Below are 12,891 nucleotides of genomic sequence, written 5' to 3' on the forward strand. Positions count from 1 at the left end.
TAATAGAAGTTTTATTTTTTGCATTCCTTGCTATCTTTGCCGCAATTAGAATTAATCTAAATAAATTATATGCATCGTTTTTATACTGCTCTTCTCATCCTCTGCTGCCTTTTCATGCAGGCAGCTTTTGCACAAACCAGTAATGGAACCATCAAAGGCCGTGTGAAAACCAGTGACGGCAAACCGGCTGCGTACGTCAGCGTCGGCATTACACACTCCGGCAAAGGCACTACGACAGACGAAGATGGCAATTTTTTGTTAACGGATATCAAGCCGGGAAGCTACACGTTGAAGGTCTCATTTGTGGGGCTGCAAACGCAGGAACAACAGGTGAATGTATCGGCCCGCGAGCGTATTCAGCAGGATTTTACATTGACGGAAAGTTCATCGCAGCTTAATGAAGTGATTATTACGGGCGGCGCAAGCAGCAACAAGCCCGTTTCGCTTGGAAAGGCCGACATCCGGCCGCTGGACTTGCCGCAAAGTGTCGGCGTGATCCAGAGCAGGGTCATTGCCGATCAGCAGGCCGTCCGTCTTGGCGATGTGGTAAAAAATGTGAGCGGCGTTTCTCTGACACAAAGCCGCGGCGGTGTGGCAGAAACGTTCTCTGCACGCGGTTACAGCATCGGAATTGCAGGTTCGGGCGGAAGTATTTTCAAGAACGGCGTAATTTCCAATACGCAGGGATTCCCGGATGCCAGCACGCTGGAATCCATTGAAGTGCTGAAAGGAAGCTCTGCTTTACTATACGGCAATGTTTCCGGCGGTGTAATCATCAACATGGTGACCAAAAAACCGGTTTTCGACTGGGGCGGTCAGGTTTCCATGCTGTTTGGAAGCTATGGTCAGTACAAACCGACTGTGGACGTTTACGGCCCGATATCCAAAAAGCTGGCTTTCAGAATGATCGGTACGCACGAGGATGCCAAAAGTTACCGCGATGTCGTCAATACCAACCGCACGTACATCAATCCTTCATTGCTTTACAAAATCAGCGACAAAACGGACGTTCTTGTACAGGTTGATTATCTTAAATCCAACCTTGTACCGGACGCCGGCGTAGGCATTCCCAACAATCGAATTACCGTTACCGAAGTGCCGGATGCACCGCGCAACCGTTTTATTTATCCCGCGTGGGCATTCAACAACACCAATCAGAAATCCGCTTTTGTTACGATTAATCACCGTTTCAACGACAGCTGGAAACTGACAGCCATCGGTTCGGCCCAGCATACGCGGGTAAACGGCTTTGGCGTGGGTGTTCCGACGACCATTGCCGCAAACGGCGACTGGAACCGTAATCTGAGCGCGGTAAGATCCGGTGAAAAAGATTATACCGGACAAATCAATCTGAACGGCAATTTCAAAACGGCCGGCATTCAGCATCAGCTGCTTTTCGGTTCGGATTTTACCCGGATCGTGAGCGAGAACAATTCCTTCCGCTATACTTCTGCAAACGGTGTTGTGGGAACGGCTTACGACAAGATCAACATTTATGAGCCGGCCAGCTATTACCTCCGCACAGACATTCCTGCGGTTGCCGATACAGCCAGAACAACTACGCCGCAAAACCGGCTGGGCATTTATGTACAGGACCTGATCAGCGTAACAAGCAAGTTCAAAGTACTGGCCGGTGTTCGCTGGTCGCATCAGAAAGCTATCCAGACAACCATTTTCAATCAGGAAAAACAGCAGGAAAGAAGAGGAACGGCGCCGGACAAATCGGATCACGCATTTTCACCCAAAGTTGCCCTGATTTATCAGCCGGTACAAACCAGCTCGATTTATGCAAGTTATACGAACAACTTCACGATCAATTCAGGAACGGACATTTACGGGGACAATCTGAAACCTTCGATCATTAATCAGTACGAACTGGGTATGAAAAACGAGTTTTTGAATGGACGCGTTACGGCCAATGTAAGTGTTTACCGCATACAGAACAGCAACTTTGCACAAATGGCGCTGGTCGATCAGAACGGCAATCCGAATACAAACAGCAACATCAAAGAGCTGAACGGCGAGACCACAAGCGATGGGTTTGAAGTGGATTTCAACGGGACACTTTCGAGAAATTTCTACTTTCTGGCCGGTTACGGATATAACTATATGCGTTATACCAACACAACCGGCATCGTCGGTTCACAGGTGGAAGGCGAACGTCTGATCAATAATCCTGCGCATACGGCCAACGGATCGCTGTTCTATACATTTGATAAAGGCAGCATAAAAGGACTTAAACTCGGCGCTTCGGCATTCTATACGGGAAAAAGAATGGGCGGCAACAACAACGTGGTCGGACTGGAAGGCGGCCTGAACAATACAACGCCGAACCTGACTTCCTACAATGCACAATTCCCCTTAACCGGATTTTCAACTGTGGACCTGTCGGCCGGTTATAGCCTGCGGGGTGTATCGCTGCTCGTGAAAGTTTCCAATATTTTCAACACCATGAACTATATTGTTCACGACCGTTACAGCATCAACCCGATTCCGCCGCGCATGATTGCGGCGACAGTTTCCTACCGGTTCTGATATTTTCTGTTCTTTACAGCCGGAAAGGAAATGATCCTTTCCGGTTTTTTCGTTTTACAGCATCCCGTTTGTTCCATGAAAACCATTCTGACCCTGATTCTAGCCTTGACTACATGCATTGCACCGGCGCAGGTGCTGCGGAAAAGAACGACCATGCTCATGGGCGGGCGGTTTGATATCACGATTGTGGCCCATGATTCCGCTTCCGCTGAAACGAACATTGATACCGTCATCGCCGAAATTACACGCATCGAAAATCTCATTTCCGACTGGAAGCCTTCGTCACAGGTTTCACAAGTGAATGCAAATGCAGGCATCCGGCCTGTAAAAGTGGATAAAGAAGTTTTTGAGCTGACGGAAAGAGCGCTGAAACTTTCAAAATTGACAAACGGAGCCTTTGATATCAGCTTTGCCGCAATGGAGCGCATCTGGAAATTTGATGGCTCCATGACTGCTTTGCCGTCGCCGGAAGCGGTGAAAAAGTCCGTTGAGAAAGTAGGTTATAGAAATGTCATTCTGGACAGAGCCCGTTCCACTGTTTTCCTGAAACTGAAAGGCATGAAGATCGGTTTCGGAGCTTTGGGCGAAGGTTATGCAACCGATCGGTGCCGCGATATGATGCTGAAAAAGGGCATTGAAGCGGGTATTGTGAATGCTTCCGGCGATATGAGCGCGTGGGGAAAGCAGCCGGACGGCAGTGACTGGATGATCGGTATCAATGATCCGCAGCATTCGGGTGAACTATTTGCGGTAGTGCCGCTCCGGCAGAGCGCCGTCGTGACTTCGGGCAGTTATGAGAAATACGTCATTCTCAACGGCAGGCGTTATTCGCACATTATTAATCCGGCCACCGGCTACCCGGCCACCGGACTGATGAGTGTGACTGTTTTTGGCCCCAGTGCAGAAAAAGCGAACGGGTTCAGCACGTCTTTAATGGTTTTGGGCAAAAAAGCCGGTTTGGCGCTGATCAACCGTTTTCCGGATTACAGTTGCGTCCTGATCACCGACGACGTACAGGTATTTACTTCGGCAAACTTCGATATTTCCAAATATAGATACCAAGCAGAGCCGGAAACAAAAGAGTAACTTTCAATTTAATAACAATCCATTAAAACCTGACTCCGGGACTGAAAATAGCTGACGCTTTTGTCCAGATGTTTCTGACACATTTCTTCCAGCAATTCGACTACATTATTCTGCATGGAAAGCGATCCGCAGAGCATCATGACACCATCTTTGGATAAAACATCCATAAGAAAAGCTTCGTCTCTGGCCAGCAAATCCCTTACATACTGCTTTTCACCCTCGCGTGAATAAGCCACATGCAGGCTGCACAATTTCTTGTCCGCCAGATTCCGGTCCATTGCATTTTTATATAAAGCAAAAGAAGCCTCATTCCGGAAGCCGCAGTAAAGGTGACAATCCGTTTGTACAGGCTGCTGATCAATCATGCCCAGGAACGGCGCAATGCCCGTTCCGTTCGAAATCATGACAACAATGCCTGCTTTTTCGGGAAAATGGAAATGTGCATTGCTGTCAATACGCGCATCAATCGTTTCGCCGAGCTTTAAACCGTAGAGATACTCCGAACCCAGTCCGTTCACGTGCAGTTTTACGCTGAGCTGTACATCATTTTCAACTTTGCCGATTGAATAAAGGCGTTCACGATGATCGTCCGCAGGATAAACGGCGAGCAAGTCTCCGGAAGTGAAATCAAGTTGCTTTTCAGGCCGCATCCGGATTAAAAAAGCTTCTTCTGCATTGGAAACGGCCGTTTTACTGATAACCGTCAACGCATGCGGGCGATGCAGCCGGGGCGTAACCAATCCCGCTGAAACGGTCAGCGGAACATCTGCATGCTGCGACCAGTTCGTTGCCCACTGGCTGAATTCATCGGGCGATTTATCATTTACCGTGTGAATTTCCAGCATAGGAACCGCCCAAGGCTGTTTGGCAAACAAATTGTCCACCTCGTAGGCATATTTGCAAAAATCCGGGTAACTGTGCGATCCGAATCCTACCACTGAAAAGCGGATAGGCTGCGGCTGCGGATTTCTTTCAAGCAGCGTTCCAAACTTGGAAGCATTTGTTGGCGCATTGCCCAAGCCGTAAGTCGCCGTCATCACAATCATATGCGATGCTTTCGGGAAAGCAGTATAATGGTCCATTTCGGTTACATAGGCAGCTTTTCCCGAGTTGACCAGCTGCTCGTGAATGGCATTGGCAAAGCGGAACGTGCTGCCGTTTTCAGAACCCACGAGTATGATAAATTCACTTTCATCCGCTGTGTATTTGTTTTTCACACGGTTTGCCCGCCGCTTCCACGTGATTGTAAAACCGGAATAGATAAAGAAAAGAATATTTGCCGAAGCAACGGCCAGTACGACTGCCCAGGCAGCATTCGTCCGGCCGGTGTGCAGGTCGAGGCTCAGATTGGTGAGCAGCACCGCAGCCGGATAGTTCACTTCGCCCAGGATTTCACCGGTGATCTGATTAACTGTAATCTCGCGGTCGCTGAGTTTCAAGGTATAATAATCTTCCGGATCTTCAGAAAATGGAAACTCTACGGATTGAACTTCAGAAAGGCTGGTACGCCTGAAAACATCAAACTGATCCGGATTTGTTACCGGTTCGGACCGGATTGCATCCAAGTCGATTTCATTGGAAAATTCCGGTGTGCTGATCAGTCCGAAACGGGCGAGAGAAAGGTAAGTGCCCGTAAGGGCAATGATGATGATCGGGAGGAGGGAAAGCCGGCCGAGCACCACATGGTAATACTGCGCAAAATTGTCGCGTACAATGCGCGTGAAAAAGCGTTTCAGCCCGCGTTGCCGCTGAATGATCAGGATGGTTCCCGAAACAGCAATCAGCAATAACAGAAATGCCGTGATACCGATAAAAAACCGGCCGGTTTCATGCAGGAAAAGCGAGCGGTGCAATGCGGTTACCCATTCAAAGAATTCGGATTTTGGCTGCGGAGTCCCAAGAATTTTGCCTGTTTCGGGATTTACAAAAGCCAGCAGTTTTTCACCGTTTGCATCGCTTCCTTTTATTTGTACAAACTGGTTGGCATCCACGGTAAGCTCACTGATTCCCGGATATTGTTTCCGTAGCAAAGGAAGCGATTGCGCAAGGTTTATTTCATTGAATCGATCAGACCGGAAAGGCTGGATTTTCTCGGAAATCGGCTGAAAGGACAATAAAATGCCGGTTACGGATGCGAGTGTCATCAAAAGAAAAGAAGATACAGCCAATGCCAGATGGCTGTATCTCCATATCGAAATAGTCATAAGGAACGCAGAACTTAGTTGGGGCTGAACCGGACGTAGCGGATGAATCCGGTACCCTCACTTTTTGCCGAAAGCGCCTCGGTTGTAAGCGGAATTTCCAGGTCTTTTACATAATAGTTTTTGTCTTCCACCGCGCTTTCAAAACGCAGTTTGTAGCCTGCATTGATCTTGGCACTTTCAATTTCCAGCACGTTTACGCTGCGGTCGCCGCCGGTTACCGAAGCACCCGTAATGGCACTGATGCTGGCCGGCTTCTTGGATTGGAACTTGTGCCATTCTTTCAGGCTGTTGTACCATTTTTTATCCGGGCCCATGACGTACAAGGTCTTGTCGTAAGCATTTTTGGGATTAATCAGCGACACCACGATGTAAGCGCCTTCGCCCATGTAGTTGGTCATCTGGATCATGCATTTGTACTTGCTGGTACCGGCCGTCTGCGCGATCGAAGAAGCAGGCCGGGCAAAGGCCAGCGTTATGAAAATGAGCGCCGTTTTAATTAGATCGGACATGAAAGTTATTTCAGGAAATGAACAGTAACGTTATTTTTCGACAGTGATTCGTTTTCACCGGCAAGGTCAAAAGCAGTTTCTTCAAAGTTGGTCACAATGTCTTTTTTTGCGCCGATGGAAATCAGGTATTTCAGCATGGTATCATCTTTGGAAATCATGGCGGCTTTGTGTAGCGCAGTCAGTCCTTCCTTGTTTTTGCTGTTGATATCGATGGAGTAGCCTTCCAGCCTTTTTACAAGCGAAAGGTCATTTTTTGCAACGGCCAAGTGATATAGCGTATTTCCGTTGCTTTGCGGCTCCGTCAGTTTGAAACCTTTATCCTGAAGCACTTTCAGCCTGGCATCAAAATCAGCGGCTTTCTGCGGACTGTACGATTGTACCAGGTAATAAGCCAGATTGTCGCCATTTTTATCGCTGGTTTGGATATCGGCACCCTTATTAATCAGATAACCAACGACTTCCGGCGAGTTGCTGCGAACGGACATGGCCAGCGCCGAAACACCTTTCTGATTTTTCATATTGATATCTTTTATTTTGGAAGCAAGCATTCCGAGCACTGCGGTGTCGGCGTTGGAAGCTGCTGCGTTCATGAACACCGTATTTCCATCTTCATCCGCCTGATTTACATCCACGCCCTTGCTCAGAAAATACCGGATGATTTCAGCCTGCTTCGGTTTGCGAACAATGGAGTGCAAGGCATTTTCACCGTTTTTGCCCGTAAAATTTGGCTTGATGTTCAGGCTTTCAAGGTATTGGTACACTTCAATCGGGTTGGCGCCGCGACGCGTTCCCTGCGCCGCCATCAGCATGGCGTTTCCGTTGGCCGGAACCCCTTTCTGCAAAAGCGTTTTGAGCACTTCTATATTACCGCCTCGTGCCGCATAGCTGAATGCATTGTTGCCGGCAGCGTCTGTACTTTTCAGGTCGAGGCCTTTGGATATGAAGTAGTTGGTTAACGCAAGGTCTTTGTCATTGGCAACCGCCAGCAGTAGCGCATTTGCCCCGTCCTGGTTAAGGTCCTTTTTCAGATCAGCGCCATGCGCAAGGCAGATGTCGTAAATTTTTGTATTGAGCTGACCGCCGCCGGCAGCAAAATTGAGCGGCGTAGCGCCATGACTGTCAATTACATCGGCTTTGGCTCCTTTTGAAACCAGGTATTCCATGATTTCGGCATTGCCGCGATTGGCTGCCCAGTGCAGATAAGTGCGGCCGTCGTGCGTCAGTTTATCCACCGTATTACCGGGCTGTGTGAGAAGAAATTCAATCGTTTCTTTAGGCGCCTGCGCATTGATCGCCATCACAACGGGATCAAAGCTCATCGGGTTGAGCTGCGCAGGATTGCTGCCTTTCTGAATTTCCGCTTTGACTGCATTTACATCCGGTGATGATTTCCAGAATGACTGATCCAAAAGGGTATTTTGCTGGGCATGAACAGCAAAGGAGAGTAATGTAGAAACGGCGATTAAGAGTTTTTTCATAGAAACATAGTTATGGAGATGCGCGTCACTGCGGCTCTTTCATGAAACTTCAAGTAACATCACAAACTTAATAATAACTAGTCTAAATAATGATAGTTTTTTAAAATTGTCTGAACGAATGTGCTTAAAAAAAAAGGAAAGCCGGAAATCATACTGGCATGTGCGTTCAGGATGGCTGTATGCATTTGCGATCTTTCCAAGTCGCTGGCCGAGAAAGTAAATTTCATGAATATGCTGCTTGTATGCCCGAAACGGGTTCTTGCAAACACACCCGTTTCAGTTACCGGAATTTGCATTCAGAAAACTTGGCAAATTGTCCTGAAAGCCCCTGATTTCAGTTTGACTCGCAGCCCTTATGTCCAAAACGGACGATTTAACTTTGTGGAAAAATCACGGAAAAAATATGAGAAAGTTAAAACTTCAGGTTCAGATGTCCGTTGACGGATACATTGCTGGCCCAAATGGCGAGATGGATTGGCTGGTGCAGAATTGGGATGAAGAACTTCAAAATTACGTGCAGGAAATTACAGATCATGTGGATTGCATTGTGCTCGGACGAAAATTGGCTGAGGGTTTTATTCCTTACTGGAGCAGTGTGGCTGCCAATCCGGAAGACCCGCAGTTTGAAGCCGGACAAAAGTTTACAGAAACGCACAAAGTTGTTTTTTCGAAAACGCTGAAAAAATCGGAATGGGACCATACGGTTCTGGCAGAAAATGAACTTTCCGAAGAAATTAACCGGCTGAAAAACCAGGATGGAAAGGATATCATTGCTTACGGCGGAGCTACTTTCGTTTCCGCTTTAATCAGGCAGGAATTGATTGATGAATTCCATTTGTTTATCAATCCGGCTGCGCTTGGAAAAGGACTGGCCATTTTTAATGAACTTGATTCCCGGAAAACGCTGACTTTCATAAAATCCACCTCGTTTGGCTGCGGAATTGTGGTTTTGCGTTACGAGCTGAACCGCGATAAATAAGGAATAAAAAGTTGGGTTGCAAAGATTCCTAATAACGCATGAAGCAGCTTTTAACCTGATTTTTAAATCTGTAAATGAACGGAATTCACAATTCACTCGATTAGAAAAAATTTAGAATATGAATCGGATCGGTGGGAATGATTTAAATGGTATGGTATTTGAACGTATATATAAGACAAGTTATCAGATCAGTCATTCTGGTTTCATGTCGATCATGAACTCATCATTAATCCATTTACCGTCCAAATCATGAAAAAAATTCTGGTTACCCTTTTTTTAGTAGCAGCTGCACAATTTTCCTTTGCCCAAAAGTTTAGCCTGGGGCCGAAAGCAGGTTTGAACATCAGTAATTATTCCGGTGGAAATATTGAATCGGATGCATTGGTCGGATACCATCTTGGCGGCTTGCTGAATTATGGATTCGGCAATGTTTTTTCCATTCAGCCCGAAGTTTTATTTTCAACGCAGGGTGCAAAAGTGCAGAATAACGGCAATAAAGCGGATTTTAAAATCAGTTATCTGACTATTCCGGTTATGTTTAAATTTAAAACGAACGGCGGATTTTACGCGGAGTTCGGACCACAGGTCGGTTTCAGGACTTCTTCGGATGTTCCGGATCAAACGATTAACAATTTTGCTAAAAACCTTGACCTTTCCGGAGCAGTAGGAATCGGGTACCAAACCAAAATAGGACTAGGAGTGGGTGTACGTTATATTGCAGGTATTTCCAAAGTAGGGGATTTTTCCGGTCAGAACCTGAATCCGGATTTTAAAAACAGTGTGATTCAGGCCAGTGTATTCTGGGCTATTCCATTCGTTGGAAATTGATTTGAATTAACCGAATTGAATTATTTGATATTAACACAAATGCCGCCCGGTTTCGGACGGCATTTCTATTGAAGACGGTTTGGTACTTTGCTTTATCAACAGTTTTAATTCGTTTTTTCAGGCTTTGAAAATAAAATAAACAGCTCCGACCAACAAGGCAAATCCGATCAGATGATTGGTATTTAAAGACGTGCCTTTAAAGAAAGTCAGAGAGAATATGACGAATACTATCAGCGTGATTACTTCCTGAATTATTTTCAGCTGTACCAGTGAAAACGGACCTCCGGTTTCCGAAGAGCCGATCCGGTTGGCAGGGACCTGAAAGCAATATTCGAAAAACGCCAGTCCCCAGCTGATCAGAATAATAGTCCATAATGGTGTGGCGCTGTGTCCGTTTTCCTTACCGAAAAATTTGAGGTGCCCGTACCATGCAAAAGTCATGAAAGCATTGGAAAGAATCAGCAAACCGATTGTCATCAAGTATTTGTTCATCATACCATTTTATTTTACAATTAACCTTGCATTCAGAAGCAAATAATTTCATGCCATTCATTTTTGAAAATGACTTGGTTTACTGGACATTTGGAAAATAACAATGCTATTTGGGCGGTGCAACAAGCGAAGTAAGTGAACGCCAGACCCATTCCACAGGTCCGAAGCGAAAACGTGATAACCATATGTTAGCAAAAAAGATCTGTCCGAAAAAGAAAAGCAAAGTAATGGCCATGGCGCCGGGTAAACCCATTTCCATGCCATCATACAAATTATAATAGAGCTGAAAAAAAATGGATTGCATAAGATAAGCCGTCAGTCCGATCCTGCCCAACGGTATTAACCAGCTTAAAGATTTCACCAGTTTGGTCTGATAATATAATAATGTCAAAGCAGAAACATACAAACAGGAAAGTGAAATATTCTGCAAGGCAAAACAAATAACCTGCAGTATTTTATCGGCGGAATGCCCCGGCAAGTCAATCGTAAATTTACCGATTGTAAGTACGGTAAGCGTAATCAGAAAAATGCAGCAGCTAAAAATAACTACTTTTTTCAACAGGTTCTGTTTGGCGGAAATGTTGCTGAACAAATTGATTTTTCCCGCATAAAGTCCCAGTACAAACATGGAACTGGTAGTAAAAAGCCTGCCGGTGAATATGTAATAACCCAGTTTGTTCGGAAGCGGAATGCCGAGGTTTTTCATGCTGATGATGGCACCCCAGATTTCTTCCCTGAAAATAATACAGGGTATGCTTCCCAAAAAAAGCAGAATGCTTAATGCCAGCATATTCCGGCTTGTAAAATCACGGCAGAATATCAGTATCAAACCAATGACTGCATAAACCTGAAGTATATCCGAATCAAAAAACAGCGTATGAAAAGTCCCGATAGCCAGCAGAATGATCAGTCGCCAGATGTACAGTCTGATAAACGGAATTTGTTTCCGGACCGCACTTTGATACATGACATAAAAGCTCCATCCAAACAGCAGAGAAAATATAATAAAAAACTTGTCCTCAACCAGAAATTCCACAGAACTCTTTACAAACTTGTTTTTGGGCCCCAGTTCAAGAAGTCCCATGGTGGTATGGTTCAGAAATTTTTGCAGTGAATGGATCAGTAAAATTCCGAACAAAGCAAATCCGCGAAGTACATCGACAACCTGTATACGCTGGTATTGATTTTCAGTCAGTAAGTTTTGTTCTTTTTGTAATTCTTTTGACATATCTACTCGTTTCAGAAGATGCGGCCTGTAAACTGGATACAGGAATGGCCGGAGAATTAAATCCGTTCTTCTTTGTTAAATTAATTCTGCACTGATGCAGTACTTCAGTGGCTGGTTTCCAATTAAAATCAATAATGTATTTTATGGTTATAGCATGTTGTGCATGTGATAAAATTAAAAAAGTTAACCTGTACAGATTAACATTCCCAGAATCCGGCGCAAAAATTGATTTAAATACCTGCAAATGGCTGTTTATAATCAATAAAGTATACTTTTTGACTGCATTAAAAGCTTTTTATCAGTGACTTGAATGCCTTCGGATTGCTGGATTTCGTCAAATTATTCCGGTTATAACGGAAAATCATTCCTCGGAATAACAGCAATTTGAATCAACCATAGTTAAATATGGCTTTTTAAACTCAAAAAACAGGTGAAAACCCGGCCAAGTGGCCATAATGTCAAGTGGAACAGGCAAATGTTTCCTGAAATTGCAATATTACAAACCATTTGTTTCAGCTACCTTTCCAGGCCAATTTTCGGGTATTAATCTTTCATCTGTTGGAAAGTTATAGTCAAAAATCGGGATTTATTGTTTTTCCATTGGCATTGAATGCGCCAAAACAGCCCAGTCCGCCTTCCACATTACTGTAGATCAAAGTAGGTTCTACAAAGGGATTATCCTGAAAATCCGTGTTCGAAAGAGAGCGGTAAAACTTGTAATAGTTTTCATCAATGTGAAGTACTTCCATACGCACTTCGCTGATTTTCGGATTGGTGTAAAATGATTTTTCTACCCCGTTTTTATCCTTATAAGTGAATTCCATGTTCCGCGGCAGATATATTTTACTTTCCGGAATGTTGAAAGTAATCCCGTCCAGATTAATATCATTATAAACACTTCTTTTTCCAAAGTACATTGGCGATGTATTGACGTAGCGAAAGGGAAAAGCATCATTCGTTTCATTGTCGAAACGGAGTGAAGTCTGCTCAAAAACGGTATAGCCGCGGATGTCGTAAAAGTTGCTTTCGCCTTTTAGATCTTCCCATGAAAGTTTGATGGAAGCAAGTGAATCGGTTCCGAAACCGGAATAGATTTTTTCAACGGTAAAGCTTTTGATCACCGGCAATTTCACCGGAACGGTGCAGGTTGCCTTCACAAATCTTTTTCCGTCATCGACAGTCAGTGTATAGGTTTTTCCGGCCACAATCCGGAATGCGCTCGTGTCGGCTATATAATTGAATGTCGAATCCTGGAACATCAGCTGAACGCGGTTTTGTCCGTCCGACAAAAATACCTGTGCATTTTTTACATATTCCGGATCGTAGTCTGCGGGCCCGAACAAGGGCTGCGACTGTGTGACAACCGCTTCCAAGCGGGGCGATTGGGGTGAAATATAGCATTCTACCGCAAGCTTTGATTCGATTTTGGGAAGTTTGTCCTGATCCAGATCGTTGATCAGACTTTCACACCCGAACAGGAAAACAAGGCATAATGCCAGCAGAACCGGAATTTCGTAAGTTACTCTTTTGGAAGCATTCATCGGGTTCGGAG

Annotated in this window: 10 protein-coding genes; 4 read left to right on the plus strand and 6 right to left on the minus strand. The window is 45.2% G+C overall.

From position 1 onward, the window contains the following. Nucleotides 1-114 precede the first annotated feature (114 nt). Nucleotides 115-2,535: a TonB-dependent receptor gene (locus FEM55_RS16390; RefSeq protein ID WP_229209299.1), complete on the plus strand. Its 2,421-nt coding sequence runs from the start codon at nt 115-117 to the stop codon at nt 2,533-2,535. A 75-nt stretch (nt 2,536-2,610) separates the two neighbouring features. Further along, nucleotides 2,611-3,621, plus strand: a complete 1,011-nt coding sequence (locus FEM55_RS16395; protein WP_229209300.1) for an FAD:protein FMN transferase — start codon at nt 2,611-2,613, stop codon at nt 3,619-3,621. A gap of 8 nt (nt 3,622-3,629) precedes the next feature. On the opposite strand, the gene FEM55_RS16400 is transcribed toward FEM55_RS16395, so the two are convergent. The 3 genes from FEM55_RS16400 to FEM55_RS16410 are packed head-to-tail and all read right to left on the minus strand — an operon-like array spanning nt 3,630 to nt 7,812. Next, nucleotides 3,630-5,825 (minus strand): PepSY domain-containing protein, encoded by a 2,196-nt coding sequence (locus FEM55_RS16400; protein ID WP_138282418.1) that lies wholly within the window; start codon nt 5,823-5,825, stop codon nt 3,630-3,632. Nucleotides 5,826-5,839: 14 nt separating this feature from the next. Next, entirely contained in the window at nt 5,840-6,334 is a 495-nt protein-coding gene (locus FEM55_RS16405; RefSeq protein WP_138282419.1) for a DUF2271 domain-containing protein, read from the minus strand. A gap of 5 nt (nt 6,335-6,339) precedes the next feature. After that, nucleotides 6,340-7,812, minus strand: a complete 1,473-nt coding sequence (locus FEM55_RS16410) for an ankyrin repeat domain-containing protein (RefSeq protein WP_138282420.1) — start codon at nt 7,810-7,812, stop codon at nt 6,340-6,342. 403 nt (nt 7,813-8,215) lie between these two features. On the opposite strand from FEM55_RS16410, the gene FEM55_RS16415 reads away from it, so the two are divergent. Together FEM55_RS16415 and FEM55_RS16420 are read left to right on the plus strand one after the other, a co-directional pair. Further along, nucleotides 8,216-8,791, plus strand: coding sequence for a dihydrofolate reductase family protein (locus FEM55_RS16415; protein ID WP_138282421.1), 576 nt, complete (start codon nt 8,216-8,218; stop codon nt 8,789-8,791). A 249-nt stretch (nt 8,792-9,040) separates the two neighbouring features. After that, nucleotides 9,041-9,619: a porin family protein gene (locus FEM55_RS16420; RefSeq protein WP_138282422.1), complete on the plus strand. Its 579-nt coding sequence runs from the start codon at nt 9,041-9,043 to the stop codon at nt 9,617-9,619. A gap of 117 nt (nt 9,620-9,736) precedes the next feature. Here FEM55_RS16420 and FEM55_RS16425 read toward each other — a convergent pair whose 3' ends face one another. The 3 genes from FEM55_RS16425 to FEM55_RS16435 form a co-directional block, all read right to left on the minus strand. Beyond that, on the minus strand, nt 9,737-10,114 hold the full coding sequence (locus tag FEM55_RS16425; protein ID WP_229209301.1) for a DMT family protein: 378 nt from the start codon (nt 10,112-10,114) through the stop codon (nt 9,737-9,739). A 103-nt stretch (nt 10,115-10,217) separates the two neighbouring features. Then, complete coding sequence (locus tag FEM55_RS16430) at nt 10,218-11,339, minus strand: DUF418 domain-containing protein (protein ID WP_138282423.1); 1,122 nt, start codon at nt 11,337-11,339, stop codon at nt 10,218-10,220. A gap of 572 nt (nt 11,340-11,911) precedes the next feature. Beyond that, nucleotides 11,912-12,880 carry a DUF4249 domain-containing protein gene (locus FEM55_RS16435; RefSeq protein ID WP_138282424.1) on the minus strand — a complete coding sequence of 323 codons (969 nt, stop codon included), beginning with the start codon at nt 12,878-12,880 and terminating at the stop codon, nt 11,912-11,914. Nucleotides 12,881-12,891: the final 11 nt, after the last annotated feature.

The sequence above is a fragment of the Dyadobacter sediminis genome, assembly GCF_005860765.1.
GTDB lineage: Bacteria > Bacteroidota > Bacteroidia > Cytophagales > Spirosomataceae > Dyadobacter > Dyadobacter sediminis.

Coding starts and splice junctions, on each gene's coding strand:
- FEM55_RS16390 (WP_229209299.1), top strand. CDS start 115: ATGCAGGCAGCTTTTGCACAAACCAGTAATGGAACCATCAAAGGCCGT.
- FEM55_RS16395 (WP_229209300.1), top strand. CDS start 2,611: ATGAAAACCATTCTGACCCTGATTCTAGCCTTGACTACATGCATTGCA.
- FEM55_RS16400 (WP_138282418.1), bottom strand. CDS start 5,825: ATGACTATTTCGATATGGAGATACAGCCATCTGGCATTGGCTGTATCT.
- FEM55_RS16405 (WP_138282419.1), bottom strand. CDS start 6,334: ATGTCCGATCTAATTAAAACGGCGCTCATTTTCATAACGCTGGCCTTT.
- FEM55_RS16410 (WP_138282420.1), bottom strand. CDS start 7,812: ATGAAAAAACTCTTAATCGCCGTTTCTACATTACTCTCCTTTGCTGTT.
- FEM55_RS16415 (WP_138282421.1), top strand. CDS start 8,216: ATGAGAAAGTTAAAACTTCAGGTTCAGATGTCCGTTGACGGATACATT.
- FEM55_RS16420 (WP_138282422.1), top strand. CDS start 9,041: ATGAAAAAAATTCTGGTTACCCTTTTTTTAGTAGCAGCTGCACAATTT.
- FEM55_RS16425 (WP_229209301.1), bottom strand. CDS start 10,114: ATGATGAACAAATACTTGATGACAATCGGTTTGCTGATTCTTTCCAAT.
- FEM55_RS16430 (WP_138282423.1), bottom strand. CDS start 11,339: ATGTCAAAAGAATTACAAAAAGAACAAAACTTACTGACTGAAAATCAA.
- FEM55_RS16435 (WP_138282424.1), bottom strand. CDS start 12,880: ATGAATGCTTCCAAAAGAGTAACTTACGAAATTCCGGTTCTGCTGGCA.